This is a genomic window from Lactobacillus melliventris (assembly GCF_042679465.1).
Classification (GTDB): Bacteria; Bacillota; Bacilli; order Lactobacillales; family Lactobacillaceae; genus Lactobacillus; species Lactobacillus melliventris.
Map to the genome: position 1 here is coordinate 15,777 of NZ_JBHTMT010000009.1, position 24,315 is coordinate 40,091.

Annotated in this window: 22 protein-coding genes; 6 read left to right on the forward strand and 16 right to left on the reverse strand. The window is 35.4% G+C overall.

The window, feature by feature from the left end:
* Positions 1-529: 529 nt before the first annotated feature.
* Both ACFQ32_RS09315 and ACFQ32_RS09320 read left to right on the forward strand, forming a co-directional pair.
* On the forward strand, positions 530-2,275 hold the full coding sequence (locus ACFQ32_RS09315; RefSeq protein WP_046324076.1) for a 1-deoxy-D-xylulose-5-phosphate synthase: 1,746 nt from the start codon (positions 530-532) through the stop codon (positions 2,273-2,275).
* A 31-nt stretch (positions 2,276-2,306) separates the two neighbouring features.
* The gene (locus ACFQ32_RS09320) at positions 2,307-3,173 is read left to right on the forward strand and encodes an alpha/beta hydrolase (RefSeq protein ID WP_084619496.1); all 867 of its coding nucleotides are present in this window, start codon (positions 2,307-2,309) and stop codon (positions 3,171-3,173) included.
* Positions 3,174-3,178: 5 nt separating this feature from the next.
* Here the strand turns inward: ACFQ32_RS09320 and ACFQ32_RS09325 are convergent, their stop codons facing one another.
* Positions 3,179-3,532 carry a MerR family transcriptional regulator gene (locus tag ACFQ32_RS09325; protein ID WP_046324075.1) on the reverse strand — a complete coding sequence of 118 codons (354 nt, stop codon included), beginning with the start codon at positions 3,530-3,532 and terminating at the stop codon, positions 3,179-3,181.
* A gap of 292 nt (positions 3,533-3,824) precedes the next feature.
* Here ACFQ32_RS09325 and ACFQ32_RS09330 point away from each other — a divergent pair, with 292 nt between their 5' ends.
* On the forward strand, positions 3,825-4,703 hold the full coding sequence (locus tag ACFQ32_RS09330) for a LysR family transcriptional regulator (RefSeq protein ID WP_046324074.1): 879 nt from the start codon (positions 3,825-3,827) through the stop codon (positions 4,701-4,703).
* An 80-nt stretch (positions 4,704-4,783) separates the two neighbouring features.
* On the opposite strand, the gene ACFQ32_RS09335 is transcribed toward ACFQ32_RS09330, so the two are convergent.
* From ACFQ32_RS09335 to ACFQ32_RS09390, 12 genes are all read right to left on the reverse strand, one after another.
* On the reverse strand, positions 4,784-5,563 hold the full coding sequence (locus tag ACFQ32_RS09335) for an ABC-2 family transporter protein (RefSeq protein ID WP_046324073.1): 780 nt from the start codon (positions 5,561-5,563) through the stop codon (positions 4,784-4,786).
* Positions 5,563-6,333 carry an ABC transporter permease gene (locus ACFQ32_RS09340; protein ID WP_046324072.1) on the reverse strand — a complete coding sequence of 257 codons (771 nt, stop codon included), beginning with the start codon at positions 6,331-6,333 and terminating at the stop codon, positions 5,563-5,565. The genes ACFQ32_RS09335 and ACFQ32_RS09340 overlap by 1 nt, the downstream gene beginning before the upstream one ends.
* Positions 6,330-7,277 (reverse strand): ABC transporter ATP-binding protein, encoded by a 948-nt coding sequence (locus ACFQ32_RS09345; RefSeq protein ID WP_046324071.1) that lies wholly within the window; start codon positions 7,275-7,277, stop codon positions 6,330-6,332. Before ACFQ32_RS09345 ends, ACFQ32_RS09340 begins: the two co-directional genes overlap by 4 nt.
* A gap of 134 nt (positions 7,278-7,411) precedes the next feature.
* Positions 7,412-8,305, reverse strand: a complete 894-nt coding sequence (locus ACFQ32_RS09350) for an EamA family transporter (RefSeq protein WP_046324070.1) — start codon at positions 8,303-8,305, stop codon at positions 7,412-7,414.
* The gene (locus ACFQ32_RS09355) at positions 8,302-8,463 is read right to left on the reverse strand and encodes a hypothetical protein (RefSeq protein WP_167334228.1); all 162 of its coding nucleotides are present in this window, start codon (positions 8,461-8,463) and stop codon (positions 8,302-8,304) included. The genes ACFQ32_RS09350 and ACFQ32_RS09355 overlap by 4 nt, the downstream gene beginning before the upstream one ends.
* A gap of 824 nt (positions 8,464-9,287) precedes the next feature.
* Positions 9,288-10,511, reverse strand: a complete 1,224-nt coding sequence (locus tag ACFQ32_RS09360; RefSeq protein WP_046324069.1) for an ABC transporter permease — start codon at positions 10,509-10,511, stop codon at positions 9,288-9,290.
* Positions 10,504-11,400, reverse strand: a complete 897-nt coding sequence (locus tag ACFQ32_RS09365; RefSeq protein ID WP_046324068.1) for an ABC transporter ATP-binding protein — start codon at positions 11,398-11,400, stop codon at positions 10,504-10,506. Before ACFQ32_RS09365 ends, ACFQ32_RS09360 begins: the two co-directional genes overlap by 8 nt.
* A 220-nt stretch (positions 11,401-11,620) precedes the next feature.
* Complete coding sequence (locus ACFQ32_RS09370) at positions 11,621-12,298, reverse strand: NAD(P)H-binding protein (RefSeq protein ID WP_046324067.1); 678 nt, start codon at positions 12,296-12,298, stop codon at positions 11,621-11,623.
* Between the two features lie 106 nt (positions 12,299-12,404).
* Positions 12,405-13,850, reverse strand: a complete 1,446-nt coding sequence (locus tag ACFQ32_RS09375) for a glycoside hydrolase family 1 protein (RefSeq protein WP_046324066.1) — start codon at positions 13,848-13,850, stop codon at positions 12,405-12,407.
* Complete coding sequence (locus ACFQ32_RS09380) at positions 13,843-14,187, reverse strand: PTS lactose/cellobiose transporter subunit IIA (protein ID WP_046324065.1); 345 nt, start codon at positions 14,185-14,187, stop codon at positions 13,843-13,845. The genes ACFQ32_RS09375 and ACFQ32_RS09380 overlap by 8 nt, the downstream gene beginning before the upstream one ends.
* Before the next feature lie 8 nt (positions 14,188-14,195).
* Positions 14,196-15,422, reverse strand: a complete 1,227-nt coding sequence (locus ACFQ32_RS09385; protein ID WP_046324064.1) for a PTS sugar transporter subunit IIC — start codon at positions 15,420-15,422, stop codon at positions 14,196-14,198.
* Between the two features lie 12 nt (positions 15,423-15,434).
* On the reverse strand, positions 15,435-15,755 hold the full coding sequence (locus ACFQ32_RS09390; protein WP_046324063.1) for a PTS sugar transporter subunit IIB: 321 nt from the start codon (positions 15,753-15,755) through the stop codon (positions 15,435-15,437).
* A gap of 197 nt (positions 15,756-15,952) precedes the next feature.
* Here ACFQ32_RS09390 and ACFQ32_RS09395 point away from each other — a divergent pair, with 197 nt between their 5' ends.
* On the forward strand, positions 15,953-17,848 hold the full coding sequence (locus tag ACFQ32_RS09395; RefSeq protein ID WP_046324062.1) for a BglG family transcription antiterminator: 1,896 nt from the start codon (positions 15,953-15,955) through the stop codon (positions 17,846-17,848).
* Between the two features lie 104 nt (positions 17,849-17,952).
* On the opposite strand, the gene ACFQ32_RS09400 is transcribed toward ACFQ32_RS09395, so the two are convergent.
* Positions 17,953-19,932 (reverse strand): glucose PTS transporter subunit IIA, encoded by a 1,980-nt coding sequence (locus ACFQ32_RS09400; protein WP_046324061.1) that lies wholly within the window; start codon positions 19,930-19,932, stop codon positions 17,953-17,955.
* Positions 19,933-20,139: 207 nt separating this feature from the next.
* Here ACFQ32_RS09400 and treR point away from each other — a divergent pair, with 207 nt between their 5' ends.
* Entirely contained in the window at positions 20,140-20,871 is a 732-nt protein-coding gene (treR, locus tag ACFQ32_RS09405; protein ID WP_046324060.1) for a trehalose operon repressor, read from the forward strand.
* A complete protein-coding gene (gene treC / locus ACFQ32_RS09410; protein ID WP_046324059.1) occupies positions 20,868-22,520 on the forward strand; it encodes an alpha,alpha-phosphotrehalase in 1,653 nt (550 codons plus the stop codon). Before treR ends, treC begins: the two co-directional genes overlap by 4 nt.
* Before the next feature lie 86 nt (positions 22,521-22,606).
* On the opposite strand, the gene ACFQ32_RS09415 is transcribed toward treC, so the two are convergent.
* Positions 22,607-23,098, reverse strand: coding sequence for a PTS sugar transporter subunit IIA (locus ACFQ32_RS09415; protein ID WP_046324058.1), 492 nt, complete (start codon positions 23,096-23,098; stop codon positions 22,607-22,609).
* Positions 23,099-23,395: 297 nt separating this feature from the next.
* Positions 23,396-24,289 carry a LysR family transcriptional regulator gene (locus ACFQ32_RS09420; protein WP_046324057.1) on the reverse strand — a complete coding sequence of 298 codons (894 nt, stop codon included), beginning with the start codon at positions 24,287-24,289 and terminating at the stop codon, positions 23,396-23,398.
* Between the last annotated feature and the right edge of the window lie 26 nt (positions 24,290-24,315).

The following is a 24,315-nucleotide window of genomic DNA, read 5'->3' on the forward strand; positions in this document are numbered from 1 at the left end:
CACTTGCACTTAGATATGCACTCTGATTTATGCACAAAATGATATTTGATTATATTTTCCAATAATACTAATACAGTTTGATAAAAAAAAGTTTAGGCCTCATTTTAATGCTTTAGCAGCTTTAACAAAATGCCGCGCTTCCTTATAAGCCTGTTGTTCAATGCAGATCATTAAGAGATTGTAAATTACTCTTAATAATTCTTCTTGCTGGCGCAGCCTTGAAGCGCCCTTTAATTTTTTAACTATTTTTTACCTATTAGCAAATTGCTTTTCAAATCATAAATCAGGATTAAATCAATTATAAACGCACCTGTAATTATAGTTTAAACGGTGCCATATCATTTTTAACTAAAAAATTAGGTTACTATTTGACTTAACCTTAACTTTAAGTACTACAATTTTGATAATTATAAAATTTATCCTGCTGAACATAGCAATTTATATAAATGTCAGCTCGTTACCACAATAAAGTATTTTATAATTATAATTAATAAATATGAAACAAATTAGTGCAGGGAGGCACTTTTATATGAACAAACATGAAGATTTCTTATTAAACCAAATTGCCGGACCCCAGGATCTTAAAAAATTAAGCATCCCTGAAATGGAAAAATTAGCCCAGGAAATCAGAACATTAATCTTAGAAAAAGATGCGGCTGAAGGAGGGCATCTTGGTCCCGACTTAGGAATTGTGGAGGCCACAATTGCCTACCATTATGTCTTTAATGCACCCGAAGACAAAATTATTTGGGACGTTTCGCACCAAACATATCCCCATAAAATGTTAACTGGACGGGCACAGGCCTGGCTTGATCCCGACCACTATGAAGATGTCACTCCGTATTCTAATCCGGACGAAAGTCCTTATGATTACTATTCAATCGGCCATACTTCAACCTCTATTGCGCTAGCAACAGGTATGGCTAAGGCCCGCGATTTAATGGGCAAGCATGAAAACATCATGGCTTTAATTGGTGATGGTTCGATGACTGGCGGTTTGGCTTTTGAAGGCTTAAACAATGCTGCAATTGAAAAACATAACTTGGTAGTTGTAATTAATGATAATCAATGGTCAATTGATGAAAATGTTGGCGGCTTAGTGACTGCTCTAAAGAAATTACGTGATTCAAACGGCCAGACTGCCGAAAATCCGTTTACAGCTATGGGCTTTGATTACCGCTATGTCGCAGACGGTAATAACCTGACTGATATGATTGCCGCTTTTAAAGCAGTTAAAGACGTTGACCACCCAATTTTATTACACATTAATACGCTTAAGGGCAAGGGCTATGAGCCCGCAGTTTCTGATGAAGAGGCTCACCACTGGGTATCACCGTTTAATTTACAAAATGATCAACCACTTGCTCCAAAAAGTCAGGAGCCTACCCCTAATTCAGTGGCGCTTGACGTGATTAAGGATGAGATTAAAGCAGGAAAAAGCGTCATGGCGATAGATGCAGCCATTCCGGGTGTCTTTGACCTGGAAGAGTTCAAAAAAGAATTTCCCGATCATTACACGGACGTGGGTATTGCTGAACAAGAGTCTGTTGCTTTTGCCACGGGGTTTGCCAAAGAAGGTGGCATTCCGGTTCTAATGGAAAATTCTACTTTCTTACAGCGTGCTTTTGACCAACTTTCTCACGATACGGCTGCCAACGACCTGCCAGTTGTAATGCTAGTAGCTGGCGGGCGAATTTCTAACCAATCAAAAACGCACTTGGGAATCTTTGACCAAGTAATGGTTTCTAACTTACCTAATTGGATTTATCTTGCTCCTACTACACTAGAAGAAGAAAAAGCAATGATTAAGTGGGCCATTAAACAAAGAAAACACCCCGTTGCTATTAAAATGCCGGCTAATGTGCCAGATGCAGACGAACAAACTGTAGCAACCAACTACTCAGAAATTAAATATCGGGTTAAACCAGGTAAAGATGTAGCAGTTTTGGCACTAGGAGATTTTTATCAATTAGGTAAAGACGTGGCACATAAGTTAGGAGCTACCCTAGTCAATCCACTCTCTGCCAATATTTTAGATAAACAAGCACTGGACCGGTTAGCAGACAATCATCAAGTAATTGTTACGCTTGAGGATAATTCGTTAGATGGTGGCTTCGGGCAAAAAGTGGCTTCTTATCTGGGCAAAGAAAAAGTTAAGGTGCTCAATTACGGCCAAAAGCGCGTTTATACCGATCAAACTCCAGTTAAAGAAATTTACCAGCAAAATCATTTAACTACTGCTCAAATTGTGGCGGATGTACAGCAGCTTTTATAATTGCAAACTATGGCTGCAAGGAGTTTTAATAATGACTAAAAAACATAAAACTATCATAGCAGGCACATTGCTATTAGTGTTATTGCTACTTGCGGTTTACATCTTCAAAAACAACTACCAGAAAGAAAATGGTGCCAGCATTCGCATCGCTACGCCGACACTTTTTGTACACGGCTGGGGCAGCAGTTACCACGCTGAAGAAAGTATGGTGGCTTATGCCCAAAAAAGTCATGCTACTAATTCTGTCATACGCGCTGATGTTAGTCCTGCCGGTAAAGTTACTTTACTAGGGACAATTAAAAAACGGGCCAAGAACCCGATAGTTGAAGTCAACCTCCAAAATAACAAGAGCATTTTTGCCGGATTAAGTAATCAAACTTCTGCCATGAACAAAAGCAGCAATTATATTAAAGATGTAATCACTACACTGCAAAAAAGATACCGTTTTAACCGCATTAATTTAGTAGGTCACTCTATGGGTAATTTACAGATTGCTTACTACCTACGCAATAATGCCACTAATGCGCACATGCCTCACTTAAATAAACAGGTTTCGATTGCTGGTCATTATAATGGCTATGTTGGAGAACAAGGAGCACCAAATAAAACCGTCTTAAACCGGGCTGGCAAACCCAGACAGATGAGCACGGGGTACCGCACACTTTTAAATTTAAGAAAAAAATTTCCTCAAAAAGCTGCAGTTTTAAATATCTATGGTGATATGGGGTCTGGCAGTGATGGTGATGTCACCGTTAACTCTGCCCGTTCTTACCGTTACTTAGTCAGTAAACGCGCCCGTTCATATCAAGAAAAAGAAATCAGAGGTCCTCGCGCCCAACATAGTAAATTACATGAAAACACACAAGTTGACCGTTTGCTAGTTAACTTTCTCTGGTAATTAGCTTACTGTATTTTACCTTGATCGTATAAACTTATTTTGTTTTTTAACCGCGCAATGGTAACTTGAATATTTTGATCTTGCTTTTCTAGCCTATGCAATTCTTTGACTAAAATTTGCCGTCTGGGTTTCTTAGTATCACTGCCCTGCTGCATCAATTTAGTATATTCCAGCAAATCATTTACCGGAATTTTCACTTGACGCATGCACTTAATAAAACTAATCCAAGTAAGATCTTTTTCTTCGTAGTTTCTGACGCCATGTTCCTTCTTTATCGCAGGTATTAAGCCCATCTTTTCATAGTATCTGAGAGTTACAGGAGTCAAATCTACTTTTTCAGCCACTTCCGATATTTTCATTATTGTTCCTCTTTCTGATAGACCTAAACTTAGATCTAAGTTTAAGCATTAGCTAAAAAAATATTGAGTTAAACACAGCGATTGTTCTTGCTTGTTTTACCTAATACTGATTGAAAAGTAACCTATAATTAATAGTTATAGGCGCTTTTTATCTTTCGATTTTACCGATTAGTTAAAATTTTAGTCATACTACTTTTTTATGTAAAATACTTTTTAAACATGACCTAGTATAACTCGTTTGCATTAAAGGGACTTTTTAGCGGCAAAAACTATTTAGCAAGGAGAAGATAATATGGAACTAAGAGTTTTAAATTACTTTGTAGCCGTGGCCCAAGAAGGCAATATGACCCGTGCTGCCAGAAAGCTGCTTATCTCCCAGCCAGCTTTATCAAGACAAATTGCTGAACTGGAAGCTGAACTTGGCGTTAAATTGTTTAGCCGTAAGTCGCGGCATTTAGCTTTAACTCCAGCAGGTCATTATTTACTTGAACAGGCACAGGAAATTTTAGATTTAACTGCTAAAACGAAAAGAAACTTGACAAAAGCTTCTTTTATTAGTGGCGATTTAACCATCGCTGCGGGAGAAAGCCTCGGGATGCAGCGGGTCATGAATGTGGTCAGCGCAATTATTAAAGAGCATCCTTCTGTTAAAATTCACTTATTAAGTGGGGACTACAGTTATGCCGAACGCAAGTTAGACAACGGGACAGTTGACTTTGCAGTCATTATCGGGAACGTTCCTTTAGCTAATTACGCCTCTTTAACTTTACCCGAAAGAGATACTTGGGGAATTTTAATGCCTGCTAATGATCCTTTAGCGCAAAAAGCAGTGATCAAACCAGGAGATTTACAAGGACGCTCTTTATTAAATTCACAGCAAGCGCAAAAAATGCACCTTTTTCAAAACTGGCTAGGAAATTATTATGATTCAGTCAATTTTATTGGCAGTTATAATTTAAATTTTAACGGTACTTTGATGGTTAAGAATCATGCCGCATTAATGCTTACTCTAGATAAATTAGCTGATACTTCGAAAAATTCGGGCATTACGTTTAGAAAATTACAGCCAGAGCTGCACCAAGCTATCAGGGTAGTTTGGAAACACGGTGTTAATTTATCACCAGTCGCAGAATTATTTTTAAAACTATTAAAAGAATCAATTTTTGAGTAATAGAATTTAATGCAATAAAAGAAAAAGAGTTTAAGAGACTTAAAAAGCCCTGTAGCCATAAGCTACAGAGCTTTTTAGTGTTAACTGCCAGTACTTTGGTATTTTTGTAAAAATACCCGCCATAACTGATAAATTAGGATAAAAAAGAATACACACGCGGTAGGAACTAACAGTAGCCAGACCCACTCATGCTTAACTGCAATTTTTTCTTGTGGAATTAAAGCAACCCAGCCGATTGGCAAGATAAAGGTCATAATTAGCCTTAAAGCCGACGAATAGATCGCTAACGGATATTTACTCATGTCAAAAAAGTCAAATGTTGTTTCTGCCAAGTTGGCTAAACCATTAGAAAGTAGTGCAACGATATTACCTAATACGGCCAATCCCAAAAAGATGAGCGAAGTAAAAAGTGAGATAAAAATAAACATGACCGTGATATACCACGGATTATGTAACTGCATATCCACAATTATCAACAACAAAAGCGCAACAATTAAATCGCCCCACGCATCTTCATCGACTCGTTCATTAACAAGCTGAAATAAAGGATTGACGGGTTTAATTAAGATTGTATCTAAGCGCCCGTCATGAATATAATCAGAAATGTTGAGTGCATTGATAAAAAAGCAGCGAAAAATAGCAAAAGCTAAAGTTGCCAAGGCATAAGTTAAAAGCAGCTGTGCAAAACTATAGCCTTTAATGCGGGGCACAATATTAAAAATAAATCTTAAAGCGAGGATATTAAGCAAGTTTTGAATGATTATCCCTACTAGTGCAAAATAAAAGTCCAGGTCATAAACAGCAAGTGATTTTAAATTGATTTTTAAATAAGTACTTAATAATTTTAAATATCTCATTATTAACCCCCTTGAATCACAGTTGAAACAACGGAGCGCTTAAACAAGAATTTAAAAAGCACGTTGAACAGGGCAATATAGGTTAGCTGGATCAAAACTACTTGAATAAATAAACTCCACGATGGCTTTTGCGCCAGCATTCCTACTGCACCAAATGAATATTGAAATGGCAAATAAGCGGCCAACTTTTTGATCACTGCCGGATAAAAATTGGTCGGAAAAATATTGCCAGCTAATACCAATAGTATTGCTTCTTTAAAAGTGGAGATGCCCCAAATACTATAAGTATAAAAAGAAAATGTCCCTAAAAGCAGTTCCAGTTCAAAATACAATAAATACGCCAAAGTGGTTGTTACTAAGACCATTAAAATTGTGCTCACTGCAATTTGAAAATTCAGAATCCATAAACAAACTAATAAATCCACTGTACCAATCACTGCAAATTTGACAACTGAATAGCCAATGCTTTCCCACAGTAGCTGCGTTGCAAATGCTACTGGTTTTAACAGGTCAAGTGCAATATCACCAGAACGAACTTTATCATTCACATCGTAGCTGGTTTTAGGAAAAAGCACGGTCAAAAGCTGCATTAATACCAAATAACTAATTGTTTGTTTAAATTCACCGTTTGGCTTGCCAGTTAGAACAGCTTGCCACAAAAAATACTGTACGGTAAGCGAAATTAAAGATGAAAACAGCCAGAAAATCAAAGCATATTTTGAGGCTAGACCTTTTTTTATTCCTATTTTAATGAGCATTAGCCTATATTTCATTGCTGCACCTCCTGCTGTTTGAGGTGCGCCAATAAATATGCCAATTTATTGCTCTTAACTTCAATATTGGCAACTGGGATGCGGGCAGTAATTGTACTTAACACTTCTTTCAGATTTTCTTGCTTAATGCCTGCAATCTGATATGAGCCGTTTTCAAGCTGCACCATGTTTGGCCACTGCTTTATTAAATCAGCGCTCAATTTATCCGCACTAGTAAAAGTGACTGTTGTGGGCACATCTAATTCTGCTAGTTGTAGACTACTTTGATCTAATACCAACTGACCTTTATTCAAAATTAAAATGCGTGAGCATACTTTGGCTACTTCATCGAGATCGTGCGAAGTGAAAATGATCGTTTTATCAGTTAATTGTTGTAAAAATTGCGTAATGCTATTTTTAGTCAGAACGTCAAGTCCAATTGTGGGTTCATCTAAAATAAGCAGTTCAGGATCGTGAATAAGAGCTGCAATAAATTCAGCTTTCATCCTTTGACCCAAACTAAGGGTGCGCACCGGTTGCGTTAAAAACTCGGTAGCCTGCAACATCCGCGCTAACTTTGTTACCCGTTTTGTAAAAATATCCTCCGGTACTTGATATATTTCACGGTTGAGTTTGAAGGTGTCTATTGCGGGCAAGTCCCAACGTAATTGGCTTCTTTGCCCGAATACTACTCCTATTTTAGCCGCATTTTTTTGTCTGTTATTAAGCGGATCTCTACCAAAAGTCTTGATACTGCCGCCATCAGGCTGCAAAATACCTAAAATCATTTTGATCAAGGTTGACTTGCCGGAACCATTTAACCCCACTAAGCCAACATGATCTCCTTGATGAATCTCTAGAGAAACATTTTTTACTGCGTCAAAAATGCGATATTCTTTGTGAAACAGCTTAGCTGCTTTCACCTTACGATACCGTTTCGCCAGGTTCTTGGTTTCAATTATCATTAATTATTCCCCAATACTTAATTCAGAGTGCAGATTTCTTCCCCAATATAGAAACCAACACTCACCTTGAACCGGCGTTTCCAAATCATAGCGCCATTATAGCGCTTAATTCTTATTTTTCCAAACTCTTGCAGTTACTTTGAAAATAAAGCCAAGATAAAAATGGCCACAATTACCAAGATATCTGCAAATTTCATCTTTTCTTTAAGGAAAATATCGCCAAAGATGACGCTGTACAAAGAGGTCATATTTAAAAAGATCCAGGCAATGCTTGAGTTGGGTGAAGACGTTGCCAAAGTATAAGTTACTTGCGCTAAAAGAGTCAAAACCGCCCGGGAACCATAAATTAGATAAACCTTACCTTTGAGAGTTTCAGCGCTGATCTTGAGAGTCTTGTTTTTATAAATAAAAGTAATTAAGGTAATTAAACAACGCACATAAATTGTCATGATAGTAAAAAAGACCAGATCAATCGGTTTGATAAGGCCTTTAGTTAATAACGGTGAAAGTGCTGCTTGAATAATCAATAAGGGCGCAATTACGGCAAAAGTCGTCAACAGGTTTTTCAAATTTAAATTATTGTGACGCTGTTCGAAAACAATATAAATAACCACGATCACCGTGGAAATAATAGAAACTAAATATGAGGATTTGCTAAAGTAACCCATTGTCAGCAAAATGGCCCAAGGAATGAAAAGATCGGTCACCTTACTCAATAGCACAGACTGCATGATTGAAACTTTTTTAAAGACATAGCTGTAGCCGTAGGCAACTATCTGCGCCAGAAAAGCATATAAAAGGACTTTGATAAGATAGTTGTTGGTTATTCTGGGACTGGGAAAACTGTGCAGGACGTAAATCAGGAAGAAAGTCACTAAAACCGAGCTGCAAATATTATTTAAAAAGTTCACATCAATTGAGCTTTGCTTCCGATACCCCATTTGATAACGGTCAATAACTGATATTATTCCTCTAGAAAATGAAGAAATAGTGGCAAAAATAATCAACCAAATATTACTGATAATCATGGTTCCTCCAAATGACAAATTTTGTTTAAAACTATTATTAATATTTTGGTCTTTGCAGCCACAATTAAAAAGTCAGAGAAATAGTTATTACCAGTAACTAGGAGCTGTTCAGTTACTAAAATCCAGCCATTGGACATACAAAGTTTAAATGTATTCAAATGAAATCCACTTAAGACTAATCATAAAAATACAGTATTTGGTTTGAATAGTACTTTATTATACATCAAGTTTAACATTCAAAAAATACTAGGATTTTTTGATATTAACTCCAAAATTAGGACACTTTAATAGAACTCTTTTGATACAAATAAATTAGATTATTTTACCATAAGAAATGATTAAATATAAAAGAAGTATAAGCACTTTTCTGTATTGACAAAGGTAAATACTAGGATTAAATTATAAAGAGTAAATAATTCATTATTACAAATTAATAATAGAGTATCTGAGAAGGAAAGATAGTATGAAAAGAAATAAAAAGAAGTTAACTATATTATTAACTCTTAATTTTATGGTGTTGCCATTTCTAGTACTTAATCCTGATCAGAAATCAAATAGTACTATTAGTTATCAAATATCTATTAAAGTAATTTACAATAATACTCCTATTATTGACAATATTAGATAAGTTTAGAGACTTGCTTAACATTTCTCATTAATTCATTATTGTTTTAGATGGTTGTTAGATCAATAATGACTTACCTAATTTGTATGATAAATTATTTAATCATAGCTCAGGACTAACTTCTGGTTTTTGATCGGAGTTAGTCCTTTATTTATTGAATTACAGCAAGACTTTATCTGTAGTCTTTCCCAATACCAAACTTTGGATGCATTAGTTGTTTTTTATTATCAAAGACCACCTTAATAATCATGTAATGATGATAGATTTTAATTTTATTTAGCCACAAAAATACCCCCAAATTTGTCCTAAATTTGGGGGTCATATCAGCATATCATTCGTCCTAGTCTTTATTATCACTTACGCCTTACTATATTCCAGCCCTCGTTTTAATCTCTGCCAAAAGCTGGTATCTTCAGTTTGCAAAATTACGCCTTGATAGATTTTACTAATATATACTGTCATGCCAATAATACTTACTATTAAAATTACCAGTGACAGAATAACTTCCATATTACCCACATGACCATTAATTATCCGAATTGGCATCATGAATGAAGAAAAGAATGGCACATAGGATAATACTTGTGGCAGAATTTGTTCGGGGTTAGAAATAAAGGCAAGCGACAGGAAAAAGGCAATAAGGGAAATCATCGTAGTGCCTTGAGCAGCTTTTGAAGAATCTTCTGGCTTAGCCACTAAAGCCCCTGAAAAGGCTGCTAATATCGTATAAATAATTACACCCAGAATCAGGAAAATGAGATTGACATTTACCAAATTGCCCAGAATTTTATTTATTACTACCTGGTTGTCATGCATGAAAGACGCCGTAATTTTTGCATGTAAAGCCCAGCGGTAAGTGGCCCAGCCGCCAACAATATAGATTAAAAGTTGCGTAATAATTACACCAAAAATGCCCAGAATTTTGCCTAAGAAATATTTTGCCGCAGTTGTACTGGAGAAAATGATTTCCATAATCTTCGTACCCTTTTCAGAAGCTATTTCTTGAGCTGTAATGCTACTGTAGGAAAGCAAAACCATGTAAACGACCATAATCACTATAATTAATGACACCATTTTAGCCAGTTTATCGCCCAGCTGCTTTTTCTGGAGGATCTCACTATACTGCGGTTGCTGTTGTAAGGCCTTAAGCTGATGTGGTGCTAATTGCGCCTTTTGCAAATTCAGTTGACTCTGCAAGACTTGTAAATAGCTTTTTACTTTGGGCTTTAGTTCATCATCAATGGGTGACGCTCCGTGATAAACCGCCTTAACCTGATTTTTTTGCGTTTCAAATACCAAGTAGCCATCAACTTTTTCTTTTTTGACAGCCTTTTTAGCAGATTCAACGGTTTTAATTTTAGCATCAACATATTTATCATTGTTTTTAATAAAGTTTTGGCGAACTTGCTCATTGGAACTGATAACTGCAATCTGGCTGTCTGGATCAGAACTAGCACCGATAGCTCCTCCTAAAGCACTACATCCAATTATGAAAAATGGGCCCAGAATCAAAAGCAGAAAAGACCAAGACTTAACTTGATGCCAATAAGTTTGCAGCGTTACCGTCCATAACTTATTCATGTTGTTCACCAGCTTCCATTCTAAATATTTCGTCAAGCGTTGGTGGCTGTTGCCGGAACTCCTCAACATATTCGCCATTTGTCAATGCGTCAAAGACTTCCGCACCACTATTTTCATTGTCAATTCGCAAAAGATATTGGCTATGCGCTTTCTTTTCCACTTTTTTAACGTGAGGGAGCTGCAGCAATTCTGCAAGCGACTTATTTGTTTTGCAGTAAATTTCCGTTTTACCAAATGAGTCACGAACAGCGTCAACTGTGCCACTTAAAACAACTTGTCCCTTTTTCAACATGATTAAACTGTCGCAAATTTCTTCGACATTTGACATATCGTGACTGGAGAAGATAATTGTTGCATTATTCTTTTTTGCTTCTAAAACTGCGTTTTTGAGTAAATCTGCATTTACCGGATCCAAACCGCTAAAGGGCTCATCCAAAATAATTAATTGGGGTTGATGAATTAAGGTACAAATTAATTGCACCTTCTGTTGATTACCTTTTGAAAGTGTTTTAATTTTGTCACTTTTTTTGCCCTGGACATCAAAGCGTTTTAACCAATCATCGATTTGCGGTTTTATTTCTTTTGCCGAGCGGCTTTTTAGCTGCGCCAAATAAATAATTTGCTGTTCAATAGTCATTTTGGGCAGTAAACTACGTTCTTCTGGTAAGTAGCCGATAGTATCAAAAGTTTTTTCAGTAATGGGCTGATCTTCCCAAGTAATTTTTCCTTCATAGTGCAGAAAGTTTAAAATACTATGGAAAGTCGTAGTTTTCCCTGCGCCATTTTGACCAATCAAACCCATGATTTCACCAGGCTGAATGGTAAAGTTAACGTCTTTAAGAGCCTGAAAATCACCAAAGCGCTTACTTAAATGTTCTACTTTTAGCATAGCTCCCTCCTTTATTCTAATAACAATATAAGCAGATTTTACTATATGCACTAATATAAGCGCAATAGTTTTTTAATTTAAGCAGACTTAAAGCAACAATATTTGCAATACTACTTTCATTCATCTTTTACTGAGTTTTAGCTCAAAGTAAAAAGACTAATAAATCATGTTAACAAAACATTAATTTATTAGCCTATTAAAATTTTTGATCAAAATATTTTTACTGGAAGTTTGTAATTGCCTGTGCAATAGGTACTGAGCCATTAGCAATATCAAATTCCTTTTGGTGTAATTTTCCCGTTAAAATAATGTCAGCAACTGTTCGGGCCACATCTTGACGAGTAATTGTCATATCTGCAATAGAATCAGTAAAATGATTTGCCACTTTGATCTTTCCCGTTCCCTTTTGATTAGTCAGTGCCACTGGTCGTAAAATTGTATAGTCGAGTGAACTGTGCAATAACCACTGATCAGCATAATATTTTGCCGCATAGTAATAATTTTGCGGTCCTGCTGCTGGCGCATTATCCGACCAAAAGCTGCGATCGTCAGATTTAATTGCACTAATCATGATAAAACGGTGAACGCCAGTTTCTTTTGCCGCGTTAATTGCTTTGACTGCTCCATCAAGGTCAATCATCATCGTTGCATCAGCACCGGTTTTGCCACCTGAACCCGCCGCAAACACTACTACATCGACCGTTTGCATGGCTTTTGCCAATTGCCGTTGCGGTCCTGCTAGATCAATAAATGCGGTAGTAATTCCCTTTTCTTGATAGGCTTTTTCCTGCTCATGGGAGCGCAAACCGGCAATGACCTGGCAAGTCGTACTTTCTTGTAGCATTTTTACCAATAATTGCCCAATCTGTCCGTGAGCACCAATTATCAGAACTTTCATTTCAATCACTCCAACTTTGATAGTCTCTTTATATATTTTAGCTGGATAAATTATTTAAACACAAAAACTGATACAACTTAAAAAAATCGTATCAGTTATGCTTTTACTATTTATCTTCGTTAAACAAAAATGTACCACGAGTATCAATTACTTTACGATACCAGTAAAAAGAATCTTTAGGAATTAATTTTCCAGAGCCATTGCTATAGTCATCATAATCTACAAATATAAATCCATATCGCTTACTCATTTCTGCCGTCCCAGCACTAATCAGGTCAAAAGGCGCCCAAGAACAATAAGCAAATACTTCCGCACCATCATTAATTGCTTTCAACAAAGCAATTAAATGTTCATTAGTATAATCTATTCGATAAGAATCATGCACTTTTTTATCTTTTGTCAAAACGTCATTATAACCAAAGCCATTTTCACCGATCATCATTGGCAAATGATATCTATCCCAATAAGCTGAAATGTGTTCATATAAACCATTAGGGTTAATACCCCATCCCCACTCGTTGGCTTTAATATATGGATTCTTTTCAACTTCTGCAGGTTCCATTGAGTCTTTAGTTGCATCAACTGTATTTGTATAATAATAACTAACACAGAGGAAATCAGCAGTATTTTCTTTAATTACTTCCAAGTCTCCTTCTTTTATCTGAAGATCAATATTATTCTCTTTAAAATAGTTCAGAATAAACTGCGGATATTCTCCGCGAATTGGCACATCACCAAAGTAATACTGCAAGCGATTTCTCTTGAACGCCAATAAACTGTCTTGTGGTGAAGGAGTCATTGGATCCACCAATGAATCTGCTAGCATTACACCCATTTTCAAGCTATTATCAAGCTCATGTGCATATTTAGTTACCATAGCCGAAGCTACAAATTCATGGTGAACTGCTTGATATTTAGCTTCTTGATAATTATCAACCTTGTCCATCAAAATTCCTAAAGAAGCAAACGCTTCAAAGTGAATCAGATTAATTTGGTTAATGACTATCCAATATTTTACTTGCTTATGATACCTATCAAGTATGACTTTGCTATAATTTACAAATAGTTTGACTAATTTACGGTTATACCAGCCTCCATATTTTTGTACTAAGTTAAGCGGCAGCTCATAATGATTAATTGTAACGATTGGTTCTATACCCTTTTTCAGCATATAATCAAACAAATCATCATAGAATTCAAGCCCTTTCTCGTTAGGACTATCTTCATCTCCATTAGGGAAAATTCTTGTCCATGCAATCGAAAGACGTAAAGTCTGACAATGCATTTTGGCTAGTTCATCAATATATTCTTGATAGCGTTCATAAAAATGAACTCCCTGCCGTTTAGGATAATAATAATCGCCCTGAATATATTTTTTTAAGGTTTCTGAATCCATATCATTAAAATGTAAGTCCGTTTTTGGGACGTTCGGTAAATAAGGCTGTACGTCAGCGGTACTCAGTCCCTTACCGTCCTGTTCAAAGGCTCCTTCCGCTTGATTAGCGGCTATTGCCCCGCCAAACATAAATGAATCTGGAAAAATTTTATTCATTACTATCTTCCTTTCTTGATAAAAATATTTTTAATAATTCAATTAACTTTTCATCACAATTAATCTCACTAGAAATAGTCATTAAAGTGTCCTGTGCGTGTGCAAATAATGGGGAGTATTTATAAGTCACACCGTTTGCTTCACTTTGAATAATATGTGTTTGTGAATTATGTGCCTCCGTTATTTCCTTATGTGCTAATTCCATTTTTTTACTTGCCTTTGTAAATTCAGCCTTTTTTGCACATTCAAAAGCTTCGTCTGCATAATTTCTAGCATTACCAGCAGACATAATTATTTTCATTGACACTGAAATTAACTCTTTAGATTTATCTTCCATTCTTCCACCTAACTTTCTTCCTCTACTAATTGGTGATCATAAACTTTAAAAAATGGATACCAGGTTGCTAAATAAACTATAAATAAAACAACATACCAAATTACAGCTCTTAGATCTTCTGTAATCATTACCGAAGAAAATGGAGCAGGAATTTGTCCAATTTGGATCATTTTTGAAGGAATATTTAACCAATGCAGTCTCATTACAATCCAAACAATTATTGGTCCAGTAATAGCATTAATCCATGTAGGTATCATTAATATTGGTGTCATAACAACAGGAGTCGAAAACATAATCGGTTCATTGATGTTAAAAATTGATGGAATAATACAGATTCTGCCAATGGCTTTTAAACGAGTAGACTTAGCAAATAGCATTAATATATTTAAAGTTAAAGTTGCACCCATTCCCCCCATAGTAATCAAGGCCGTGGTGAACATTACTTCACTAGTAGAAATATTGGTTGCGGGCCTACCTGCAGCAACAGCCGTAATATTGGCAGTGATACCAGCCATAAATATTGGCGTTGAAACAGCATTAAACGACCATGAAGAAATTCCCAAAGTATATAGGAAAGTCGGTATTAAGCTTAATAGTAAGAATCCCGGTAGAGTTTGACCAAAGCTTTGCAATGGGCTGAAGACCAAATCGATTAACTTAAACGGATCAAGCTTATTCATAAAAACGATAATGCTAAATAAGGCAACATTCAGCAAAATAGGAATGATAGTATTAATCCATCCCACAACGAAATCTGGTATACTTGAACTTTCTAAAAGGTGTAGTTTGCCCCATAAATTAAAAATGATCGCTACCATCAGACCTGTTAACATTCCTACTAGCAAACCAGTTGCTCCAAATCGACTAAATTCAGCTGTAAAAATACCTTTAGCATCAATTTTAGGGTTAATCGCAATCAGGAAAGTGGCAACAGCTGTTAACCCAGCTGTTTGTAAATATTGTGGATGATTTAGCTTTTCCATCGCCTCACTAGCAATTAGATATGAAATTAATATGCCTAGCATACCAAAAGTAAAATTAGAAATATTACTTAAATCTGGTAGTGCAGGAATATAAGAACGAAAAACGTTATAAAGAAAAATCAAAGATCCCGCTAAGATAAAAGGAATAATTTTTTGCATTGAATCTGCAATGGTTGCAACCCAAGGTCTATCTACAAATTTTTTCATTGAGGGTGCAACTTTATTAGATAGCCAATCAATGACACTATGCATAATTGTTTCCTCCTATTCTTTAAATAAAGAGTTTTGAATAAATTCAATTAACCCTTTTCCATCAATCATTCCATAAATTTGATCTGGAATGACTTCTACGGGAACATGATATGGTTGCGCTTGTTTCCGAAATGAGTCTAATTTTTGAGAATAATGCGGTCCAATCAGCAATCCATCAATAGAAGATAAAAATGATGAAACTTCTGTTTCACTTCGTGCTTCTATCTGATAATTCTTGCCAAGTTTTTTTGCTGCTTTGCGTGCACTAGTAGCTAAAAAACCACTGGACATTCCCATACCACAGACTAATAAAATCTTTTTCGTCTCAGACATGTTGAACCTCCTAAATCTTTCAAACTTGTTTGATCAACTTTATTATCCTAAGCTTCCGAAATTTATTCATCCTAAGCTTTTCCACTGTAGCGGAAATACTTTATTTCCTACACTGATGAAAAAGTAGAGTTGATGCCTATTTTCTTTAGCATAAAATAACTAATATTGGGAGTCAAATTTACAGGGGGAGATTCATTATGCATGATAAACTAAGCGATCTAATAAGAATACTGTTAAAGTCAGAAAGCACCATAGTCAGCAAAGATTTAGCTAATCAGCTAAAAGTTTCAGCAAGAACCATAAGAAATTATGTTCATGAAATTAATGGTTTAAGTGACAGTCAAATTATTTCTGCAAATAATACTGGATATTACATTACTGACAGACTTGCTGCCACAGAACTACTCCGAATAAAACAAGAAGTGGGATCACATATACCACAAAATAGCGAGGAAAGATTTACTTACATCATCCAAAAGCTTCTGCGAAACAGTTCTTTGGATTCATTCAGTTTAGCTAATGAACTTTATATTTCATATACGACATTAAAAAGAGCAATTAATTTTATTAATAAAAGGTTGAATCAGTGGCATTTAAAAATTGTATCCTCTCATGATCAATTATCTTTATCAGGGAAAGAATACAATAAGAGACAATTATTTAGTTACTCAATCTATCGCGAAAATACTGGTAATCTATTAAATAGTGCTTATTTAGAAAAGTCATTTGGCAAGGAAACAACTGATAAACTACAAACTATGATAGATCAAATTATCAAAAAATATGATCTGCAACTGAATGAGTTTTCTTATAACAATCTTTTGTTACATCTATTAATCCTTGTGTCTAGGCTATCTATTGGAAAGACAATTAATCAATCTTCTTCACCTGACGGCAGCAAAGTAGGAAAGTATACAATAGATTTGGCTAAATCAATCAAAAAAACATTTTCCGCCAATATATCTGCATCAGAAATTCAAGAAATAGATATTTTATTTAAATCCAATGCAAACTTATATTCAGAGATTTCTAATCAAAAATATTTTGATAAAGCATTTACTAAAAATATTCAATTGATTATTAGTAAAGTTGCTAATATGTATTTAGTAGACCTTAGTTCCGTTAAGTTTATCCAGCCCTTTTCTATCCATCTTTATAATCTTCTTTTTCGTCTAAAGCATCATCAAACCCTTCGTAATCCAATTAAAATTAATATAAGTAATAATTTCCCCCTAATCTATGACATTGCTACATATGTTGCATTCCAAATTAACAAAATTTGGCAAGTTAAAGTTTCGGAAGATGAAATTGCATTCATAGCACTTCATATTGGCGCAGAAATTGAAAGGCAGAAACACAATCCTGAAAAACTAAAAGCAGAGCTGATTGTTCCTACTTATTTAAATATCAGAGAACAAGTACACGATTTTTTTAGACGCAATTTCACTAAAGATATCACGATTGTAAAAGAAACTGATGAAACTGATAATAATAGTGACTTTAATTCTTACGACCTTATTTTTATAATTATGCTTCAAAATGAAAAGAGCCAGACAAATCAAAAATACATACAATTAAGTCCATTTAGCTTAAATAAACAAAAAGCAAAAATTCAAGCCGCAATAGATGAAGCATCTTTACAGAAAAAGAAAAACTTATTTAAAAAAAGGTCTCTGCCATTTTTTTCAAATGACTTATTTTGGAATATTGATACTAAAACCACGAAAGAAAAAATAACAAAAAAAATTTATTTGAAGATGAAGTCCTTAGGCATTGTTAATACAAGCTTTTATAGTGAAATTTTACAAAGAGAATCTATGGGATCAACTGCTTTTAATAAAATTGCTATCATTCACCCTATGAATTATAATTCTCCTCAAACAAAAGTTGCTGTTTTACTATCTCAACAAGGAATTGAATGGGATGACAAATTAGTTAACATGGTATTTATAATTTCAATTTCTGAAGAATATAAAGACATATTTCGAAATATGTATGAAAATTTAATGGAGTTTCTTTCAGATGAAAAAACATTTGCCAAAGCTCTTAATGCCCAAAGTATTGATGAGTTTTACAAAGATCTATTATCATAAAATATAAAATCAATCAAAAAAGTGCTCCTGATAATTAGATTATATATCTAACTATTTAGAAGCACTTTAATTATATAAATTTATTTACCTTTTAAAGTCTTTAATTATAAATCAGCTAAATTCTTCTTCTTGGGAGCATTCTTAGGACTATCAGCGTCATTCTCCTTATAGCCAAAGAAGTAAGTTAAAGCAAATGCTGCAACAATAGTCACAATGGAAGCAATCCAGAAGTTTAACAAGTTGTTTGGATTGCCTTGCCCAGCTTTAGGAACAAAGGATGGAAAGCCAATCAGGCTGCCAGTAAAGCCATACATATCAACTTTAAGCAGACCGTTGACCAGACCACCAATGGCAGCACCAAGACTTGAAGTCATAAATACACGACCATACTTTAAGTTAACACCGTACATTGCCGGTTCAGTAATACCAACAGCCGCGGAAATAGCAGCACTTAAAGATAAGCCCTTTAGGTCAGGATTGTGCTTAGTCTTAAACCAAACTGCAAGGGCGCCGGCACCTTGTGCGATCATTGTTACTGAAACAATACCGTTTAAGATACTGTGTCCAGTAGCTGCTATATCATTCGCAATAATTGGCACTACCGCCCAGTGCAGTCCGAAGATAACCAGTATCTGGTAAAGGCCACCGATAATGAGACCAGAAAGTGCAGTGTTGACAGTTAACAGCCATTGCAATACTTTGGCAATTCCCGTAGAAATAAATGAAATTACAGGACCCACAATAATTAAGACCGTCATCCCTACTAGAAAGATTTCTACTAGCGGAGTGAAAATTTGTCTTAATGTGACTGGCATCCACTTCTTAATCCACGGTTCAATCTTAGCAGCCATCCAAGCCGCAAAAATCATTGGGAAAATCGAATAAGTATATTGCGGAATATGAATTGGAATACCAAAGAAATTGGCATTAATACCAACGCCAGCTAAGTAGTAACTAAATTTACCGCTGGCATAAATCTTTACTAAATCAGGATAAATCAGAAAGCCGCCGATAATAGAGACAACTACCGGGTTAGAACCTAATCTTTGAGCAGCAGTAAAGCCAACGATTAAAGGCAGGAAGTAAAACGACGCATCCCCCATCGCATTGATAATAGTGTAAGTTGGAGAAGCCGTAGACATGTGGCAAAAGTTAGTTAAAATGTTAAGAATACCTTTTAACATACCACTGGCGGCCAGCAAACCAATCACAGGCATCATAGAGCCGGTAATTACGCCTATTAACTGGAAGAAGCCATTTTTAATCTTGCCACTAATAGATTGGTTAGCTGCTGGAGCTGGAGCAGCAGGTGCAGGCTCACCTTGTCCAGCATATTCAGGCCCAAGTAGTTTAATTAGCTCGTCGTAAACATCTTCTACCGTTTGCCCAATTACTATCTGATATTGGTTATTAGCACGAGTAACATCTATTACTCCTTTAATGTTGTTAACTTCATCATCATTCGGAATGCTATCATCGTTTAAAGTAAACCGCAAACGAGTAAAACAGTGCATAACGTTTTTAACATTATCGGCGCCGCCAACAGCCTGAACAATTTCACGCGCTGTAGTTTGATATTTATTTTCATTTTTATTAGCTGCAGCTGGTGCTGCTTTAGCCTGTTTTAATGTAATAGTAGCAGCTGATTCGCCAGCAGCTTTAGTACCCAGAGCAAGGTCAATGCCAGCTAGAACATCTTGAGTATTTGTAATTGCCAAGATGACGGTATCATCTTTTTGAGCATCTTTAATTGCCTGCAGATCCATTGTCCCCAATTGCTGTCCCGCTTTTACCTCAGAGTTTGCTGCTACTTGCAAATCAAATGGTTTACCGTCAAGTTCGACAGTATCTATGCCCAAGTGAAGCATAACTTCCACACCGTCTGCAGTCTGCAATCCAAGTGCGTGCTTAGTTTCGGCCACCATTATCACTTTACCTGTTACAGGCGAGACAATTTTCCCAGAGCTAGGTTTAACGGCAAAACCTTCACCTAACTTCTTCTGAGAAAAAACCGGATCATTAACATCCTCGAGGTTAATGACCTCACCGGCAACAGGTGCCAGTATTTTTATCGTATTACTCATAATTACGCCTCCATGAAACTACCATATAGCAGGTCGTCATATATATTGATAACGCTTTCCTTAAGATTATAGTTCTTGTATAGACAGGTGTCAACAAATTGCTTATTATATTGTTGTAATAAATAATTTTGTATTATTTTCCAGACTAGACAGGTTAAAAATTAACATAAGGTGGTATGATTAATGTTAAAAGGTGGATAACAAATAATGAGAGCTAAATATTTACAAATTGCGGCAGATTTAACGAATAAAATTAGGCATGAGCAGTATGTTGCCGGTGATTTCTTGCCAAGTGAACCAGCACTATCAGAGCTATATAATGTTTCACGTGAAACCATCAGGAAATCTTTAAATGAACTCTTAGATGCTGGCCTAATTCAAAAAATAAAAGGTAAAGGTTCAGTAGTTATTAATGCCGCGCGCATTGCCTTCCCAATTTCTAATATTGAATCCTTTGATGAACTTAATAAACAAAAGCAAATGCATGCTACGACCAAAATATTGGAATTAAAAGACACGCAGGTGCCTTTGACTATTATTAAGCATTTATCTTTAACAGAAACTGCTGCAACTTATGTGTCCCGTTTACGATTAATCAATGATGAACCAATTGTGGTTGATGAAGATTATATTTTAAAAAAATATGTACCTAAAATTTCCGCTAAGCAAGCTCAAAGCTCGTTATATCAGTATTTTGAAGATGATTTAGGACTTGAAATTGATTATGCCACTAAAACTATTACCGTAGAACCAGCCAGTCAAAACGTAATGAAGCAGTTGCAGCTTACCGATACCAACTTGGTTGTAGTAGTGCGCAGTTTAACCTATTTAAAAGATACATCTTTTTTTCAATATACTATTTCCCAACATCGGCCCGACAAATTTAAATTTGTAGACTTTGCACATAGAAAAGCACAAAATGGAGGACTTATATTATGAGTTTAGCTGACAAAGTGATTTACCAAATATATCCCAAATCATTTTATGACAGCAATGGTGACGGGATCGGTGACTTAAGGGGGATTATCCAAAAAATTCCTTACTTAAAGAAATTAAACATTGACATGATTTGGTTTAATCCTTTTTTTGTATCTCCTCAGAATGATAATGGCTATGATATTGCCGATTATTATAGTATTGATCCACTATTTGGTACAATGGCTGACTTTGAAGAACTAGTCACAAAGCTTGGACAAAATCATATTGGTGTGATGCTCGATATGGTCTTAAATCATTGTTCTACTGATCACATTTGGTTTAAAAAAGCCTTAGCTGGAGACGAATATTATCAGAAGTTTTTCTACATTAGAAAGCCTAAAGTAGATGGCAGTATGCCCAACAATTGGACATCTAAATTTGGTGGATCAGCCTGGGCACCTTTTGGAAATAGTGGTAAATATTATCTTCATTTATACGACAAAACTCAAGCTGATTTGGACTGGCACAATCCTGCAGTTAGAAAAGAACTGTTTAAAGTAGTTAACTTTTGGCGCGACAAAGGGGTTAAAGGCTTTCGCTTTGACGTGATTAATGTTATTGGCAAAGATGAAAAACTTACTGACGCACCCCAGAACACCGCCAGTAAGCTAATGTATACTGATCAGCCCATAGTCCATCAATATCTAAAAGAATTAAATCAAAAAACTTTTGGTCAGCAGCCAGATACAATTACTGTCGGGGAAATGTCATCGACGACTATTGCTAATTCTGTTGCTTACACCAGAAAAGATAATCATGAGCTGTCAATGGTTTTCACTTTTCATCACTTAAAGGTTGATTACCAAAATGGCCAAAAATGGACCAGGATACCTTTTGACTTTTCCGCTTTAAAAAATGCTCTTAACGAGTGGCAGATTGGAATGAGTCAAGGTGGCGGCTGGAATGCTCTCTTTTGGAACAATCATGATCAACCTTGGGCCTTAAGTCGTTTTGGTGATCCTGTTAATTTTCGCGAAAAATCTGCTGAAATGCTGGCTACCGTAATGCATCTATTACGTGGTACACCTTATATTTATCAAGGTGAAGAAATTGGCATGATCAATCCTAATTACCAGACAATCACTGACTATGTAGATGTAGAAACGCTTAACGCTTATGACGAGCTTAAACAGGAAGGCTTAAGTGACGCCCAAGCTCTGGCAATCATTCAGGCTAAGTCGCGCGATAACAGCAGAACCCCCATGCACTGGGATGACACTGTTAATGCCGGTTTTACTACAGGAACTCCTTGGCTTAGGCCTAAAGATCAAGATAAAATTAATGTTGCAGCTGAATTGGATCACGGTGAGATTTTCCCTTATTATCAAAAACTGATTTACTTGAGAAAACATTATCCCATTATCGCCAAGGGAAGTTACGAACCGCTTGACTTGGATCACCCACAAATTTTTGCCTATTGCAGACTTTATCACGGGCAAACCTTACTGGTAATTAATAACTTTTATGGTAAAAAAATTACTTATAGCTTACCTGACACTTATCAAGGACAACAAGCACAAACATTGATTAGCAATTATCATAAAAATTTACAGGAAGTACCAAAAACTTTAGCTTTGCATCCCTATGAATCACTGGCCTTGTTAATATAGATTAACGCAAAAACACCTCCAAATTTAGGACAAATTTGGAGGTGTTATCTTTGAAAATCGAATCTATTTTTGTTTGTCAAAAACGTCTAGCCAATAAGTAAATCATTAGCTTTAACTTCTGCACCGTCGTCCTGGTTCAGTTTGATTTCTTTTTCATATCCACTAGTGAACACAACAATGACAGTAGGGTCTAAATTGTTATCCGTTACTACGTTCTTATCAAATACTTCTAATTTTTGACCTTGTGTTACCTCGTCATCTTGGTTTACCATCACTTCAAAGCCTTCTCCTTTTAAGTTCACAGTATCAATCCCAATATGAATAAGAATTTCGACACCTTGTGCAGTTTTAATACCTACAGCATGCTTTGTCTTGGGAAGAGCCTCAATTTTGCCTGCTACAGGTGCATAAACGGTTACTTTATCCTCATCAGGAATAATGGCAAAACCATCTCCCAGCATTTTTTGTGCAAAAGCCGGATCGTTTACTTTTTCAATCTTTTCAAGTTTGCCACTAATTGGTGCAGTGACCGTAAAGTCTTCCTGCTTCTCTTGTTTCTTACCAAACCACTTAAACATTCTTCTGACCTTCTACTTTCATTAATCTTAAGTAATTAATTTCATGTTTTATTACAATTTTAGCTTTCTAACTATTAACAAATATATACTTTTAATCAAGAAAAACTAGTAATGAAAAAACATTTTCCTGTTTTTTAAGAAAATCTCTCCAAAAGTGCTTTTTCCGTTAACTCTCGATATAGCAGCTGTTCATATCTAACTCACAAAAACGTTCAATATATAAAAATAAAGGGTCTTCTCTTTATGCACATCTTTAGCAAGTGAACGTTGTCAGTCTTTATTTTTCAATTTACCTCACTATTCAAAATCAAAATTAAAATCTTGAATAAACTTGATAAACTGATAAACAATTCTTTTTTTATTATCTTTCTGCGTAATGGCTACTAAATCAACTTGCGGTTCCCAGTCAAGTGGAACATAAACAGAATTTTTATTTAAATGAGGATAAAGGCAATACAGTCCAAAAGCAATGCCCTGTTCAGCTTTAATTAAAATGTTAAGAGCAGATAAATCATTTACATATGTAATATGCATTTGATTATTTATATGCATTACCCTATTTTGTAAATTAATTAGATCCTCCGCTGCCCAATTATTATCAAGAAAAAGCATTTTTTCATTTTGGAAATCCTCTAATTCAAGTTTATTCTTCTGACATAAAGGATTCTTTTGAGGAATAATTGCTTTAAATGACTCAGTCTCAATATGATAACTTTTTACATTATTCAAATCTGCTGCATCTCGTCCTGTAGTGATAATAATATCTATTTCTCCCGCTAAGACTTGCTGCTTCAATTCGTTATGATTCAAACTAATAATTGAAAACTTAGCTTGGGGATAAATTTGCTGAAACTTTTTAATCCAGATTGGAATGTACATGTCATTAAAAGGTGTATATGAATAACCTATTATTATTTTATAATTCTCAGCTAAATCTTTCTTTTGGATATCTTGTACAGCTGAATAATAATTATTAATTAGAGGTCTGATTTTTTGGTAAAAAGCTTTGCCGTCTTGGGTAACATTTACATAACGTTTATTACGATTAAATAGTTTCACACCAATTTCATTTTCAATCGCCTTAATATCATGAGAAACCGTCGGTTGAGTCACATGAAGTGCTTTTGCTGTTCTAGTATAATTGCGGGTTTCAACTAAATTAATAAAAGTCTCTAGTTTTTTTATATCCATTTTTTCTTATAAATAATTTCTATTAT

Excerpts from the sequence above, each read along its gene's own strand:
- ACFQ32_RS09360 (WP_046324069.1), bottom strand. The coding sequence starts at position 10,511 with ATGAATAAGTTATGGACGGTAACGCTGCAAACTTATTGGCATCAAGTT.
- ACFQ32_RS09390 (WP_046324063.1), bottom strand. The coding sequence starts at position 15,755 with ATGTCTGAGACGAAAAAGATTTTATTAGTCTGTGGTATGGGAATGTCC.
- treC (WP_046324059.1), top strand. The coding sequence starts at position 20,868 with ATGAGTTTAGCTGACAAAGTGATTTACCAAATATATCCCAAATCATTT.
- ACFQ32_RS09370 (WP_046324067.1), bottom strand. The coding sequence starts at position 12,298 with ATGAAAGTTCTGATAATTGGTGCTCACGGACAGATTGGGCAATTATTG.
- ACFQ32_RS09365 (WP_046324068.1), bottom strand. The coding sequence starts at position 11,400 with ATGCTAAAAGTAGAACATTTAAGTAAGCGCTTTGGTGATTTTCAGGCT.
- ACFQ32_RS09385 (WP_046324064.1), bottom strand. The coding sequence starts at position 15,422 with ATGCATAGTGTCATTGATTGGCTATCTAATAAAGTTGCACCCTCAATG.
- ACFQ32_RS09315 (WP_046324076.1), top strand. The coding sequence starts at position 530 with ATGAACAAACATGAAGATTTCTTATTAAACCAAATTGCCGGACCCCAG.
- ACFQ32_RS09395 (WP_046324062.1), top strand. The coding sequence starts at position 15,953 with ATGCATGATAAACTAAGCGATCTAATAAGAATACTGTTAAAGTCAGAA.
- ACFQ32_RS09345 (WP_046324071.1), bottom strand. The coding sequence starts at position 7,277 with ATGATAATTGAAACCAAGAACCTGGCGAAACGGTATCGTAAGGTGAAA.
- ACFQ32_RS09330 (WP_046324074.1), top strand. The coding sequence starts at position 3,825 with ATGGAACTAAGAGTTTTAAATTACTTTGTAGCCGTGGCCCAAGAAGGC.
- ACFQ32_RS09415 (WP_046324058.1), bottom strand. The coding sequence starts at position 23,098 with ATGTTTAAGTGGTTTGGTAAGAAACAAGAGAAGCAGGAAGACTTTACG.
- ACFQ32_RS09340 (WP_046324072.1), bottom strand. The coding sequence starts at position 6,333 with ATGAAATATAGGCTAATGCTCATTAAAATAGGAATAAAAAAAGGTCTA.
- ACFQ32_RS09320 (WP_084619496.1), top strand. The coding sequence starts at position 2,307 with ATGACTAAAAAACATAAAACTATCATAGCAGGCACATTGCTATTAGTG.
- ACFQ32_RS09420 (WP_046324057.1), bottom strand. The coding sequence starts at position 24,289 with ATGGATATAAAAAAACTAGAGACTTTTATTAATTTAGTTGAAACCCGC.
- treR (WP_046324060.1), top strand. The coding sequence starts at position 20,140 with ATGAGAGCTAAATATTTACAAATTGCGGCAGATTTAACGAATAAAATT.
- ACFQ32_RS09400 (WP_046324061.1), bottom strand. The coding sequence starts at position 19,932 with ATGAGTAATACGATAAAAATACTGGCACCTGTTGCCGGTGAGGTCATT.
- ACFQ32_RS09380 (WP_046324065.1), bottom strand. The coding sequence starts at position 14,187 with ATGGAAGATAAATCTAAAGAGTTAATTTCAGTGTCAATGAAAATAATT.
- ACFQ32_RS09325 (WP_046324075.1), bottom strand. The coding sequence starts at position 3,532 with ATGAAAATATCGGAAGTGGCTGAAAAAGTAGATTTGACTCCTGTAACT.
- ACFQ32_RS09350 (WP_046324070.1), bottom strand. The coding sequence starts at position 8,305 with ATGATTATCAGTAATATTTGGTTGATTATTTTTGCCACTATTTCTTCA.
- ACFQ32_RS09375 (WP_046324066.1), bottom strand. The coding sequence starts at position 13,850 with ATGAATAAAATTTTTCCAGATTCATTTATGTTTGGCGGGGCAATAGCC.